General features: G+C 69.8%; 1 protein-coding gene. It reads left to right on the top strand.

Features of this window, described 5'->3' with window-relative positions; genetic code table 11:
• A partial coding sequence (locus tag FNH05_RS36295) for a choice-of-anchor D domain-containing protein (protein WP_144593357.1) occupies nt 1-2,308 on the top strand: 2,308 nt, incomplete at both ends.

The raw sequence follows: 2,308 nt of genomic DNA on the forward strand, positions 1-2,308 counted from the left end.
GAGCTTTTTCAGCCCGCACGACAACACGAAGCTGAACCAGGACGACGCCGACCTCGGTTCCGGGGGGCCGATGGCGCTGCCGTCGGGCTTCGGCACCAGCAGCCACCCCCGTCTCCTCGTCGAGGTCGGCAAGGACGGGCGGATCTACCTGCTCGACGCCGACCACCTCGGCGGCGCGGGCCAGGCCGCCGACGGCGGCGACGACGTGGTGGGGGTGACCGGACCGTTCCAGGGCGTCTGGGGCAGGCCCGGCTTCTGGGGCGGCGACGGCGGTTACGTCTACGTCGTCGGCAACAACGGGCCCTTGCGCGCGCTCAAGTACTCGGCGCAGGGGCCCTCGCTCACTTCGGTAGGCACCACCAGCGACAACTTCGGCTACACCTCCGGCTCGCCGGTGATCACCTCCAGCGGCACCACCTCCGGTTCCGCCCTGGTCTGGGTGGTCTACAGCACCGGGCCGAGCGGGGCGAACGCGCAGCTGCGCGCCTACGACCCGGTGCCCGTCAACGGGGTCATGCAGCTGCGGTACTCCGCGCCGATCGGGACCGCGGTGAAGTTCTCCGTGCCCGGCACCGACGGGGGCCGCGTCTACGTCGGCACCCGTGACGGCAAGGTGTACGGCTTCGGCAGGCCGACCACGGCCGTGCTGGCCACCAAGCCCTACGACTTCGGTTCCACCGCCGTCGGCGGCACCGAGAACGCGACCGTGACGGTCACCGCGAACCGGGATCTGACCGTCACCGGCGTGTCGACCGCGTCCCCGTTCGCCGCCTCGCTGAGCACGCCGGTGACCCTGACCAAGGGTCAGACCCTCGACGTGCCGGTGAGCTTCACACCCGCCACCTGGGGTGCGGCGACCGGAACGCTGACCTTCGCCACCGACGCCGGCAGCACCGCCCTGGACCTGCACGGCCTTGGTACGCAGTCCGGTCTTGGCGCCACGCCCGCTTCGCTCGACTTCGGGCAGGTGCGTACCGGCGCCGCGAAAGAGCTCGGGGTGAACATCCTCAACACCGGCACCACCGCGGAGACGATCACCGGCGTGACCGCGCCGACCGGTTCGTTCGCCGCGACCACCCTGCCCGCCGTGGGCACCGTGATCGACGCGGGCGCCTCGGTGACCGTGCCGATCAGCTACACGCCCACTTCGGGGACCGACACCGGGGTCGGCGAGAGTTCGCAGCTGGTCGTGACCAGTGACCAGGGTTCGGTCACCGTTCCGGTGAGCGGCGTCGCGCTGTCCGGCAAGCCCGAGCTCACGCTCGACCCGACGGTGCTCGACTTCCACACCGTGCCGGTCGGGCAGTCGGTGACGCTGAAGTTCACCGTGGCCAACACGGGCACGGTGCCGCTGACGATCACCAAGGCGAAGGCCCCCGCCGGGGTGTTCCACAGTGAGAACCAGCTCGCGGAGGGACAGGTGATCCCGCCGGGTGACTCGCTGGACCAGACGGTGACGTTCACGCCGACGGACGCATATCCGGCCACGGCCGCGTACCAGATCACCGGTGACGACGGCCAGGCGGCGAAGACGGTGACGCTCAACGGCAACACCGATCCGATCACCGACTACTACAACCAGCTCGGCGGCGCCCGCGGTTCCTACCTGAGCGACCCGGTTTCGCCGGAGTACGACACCGCCGGCGGCGGTAAGGCCCAGGACTTCCGCGGTGGCAGCATCTACTGGTCCGCGGCGACCGGGGCACACGCCGTGACAGGGGCGATCCTCGTCCGTTACAAGGCGCTCGGCGGGCCGGGCAGCAGCCTCGGCTATCCGATCACCGACGAGACGGGGACACCGGACGGAGTGGGGCGGTACAACCACTTCCAGATCGGGTCCATCTACTGGACGGCGAACACCGACGCGTGGGCGATCCAGGGTGCCATCCGGGACGCGTGGGCGGCGTCGGGCTGGGAAGCCGGTCCGCTGGGTTATCCCACGACGAACGAGACCACGACCCCGGACGGTGTGGGGCGGTTCAACCATTTCAGTGGTCCGGGTTCGGTCTATTGGTCGCCGAACACGGGTGCGCACGCGATCTATGGGGCGATTCGGGACAGGTGGGCGGCGTTGGGTTGGGAGGCCGGTCCGCTGGGGTATCCGACGACGGATGAGTTGGGTACGCCGGACGGTGTGGGGCGGTACAACCATTTCAGTGGTCCGGGTTCGGTCTATTGGTCGCCGAACACGGGTGCGCACGCGATTTACGGGGCGATTCGGGACAGGTGGGCGGCGTTGGGTTGGGAGGCCGGTCCGCTGGGGTATCCGACGACGGATGAGTTGGCTACGCCGGACGGTGTGGGGCGG

This window comes from Amycolatopsis rhizosphaerae, assembly GCF_007713715.1.
Lineage (GTDB): Bacteria > Actinomycetota > Actinomycetes > Mycobacteriales > Pseudonocardiaceae > Amycolatopsis_E > Amycolatopsis_E rhizosphaerae.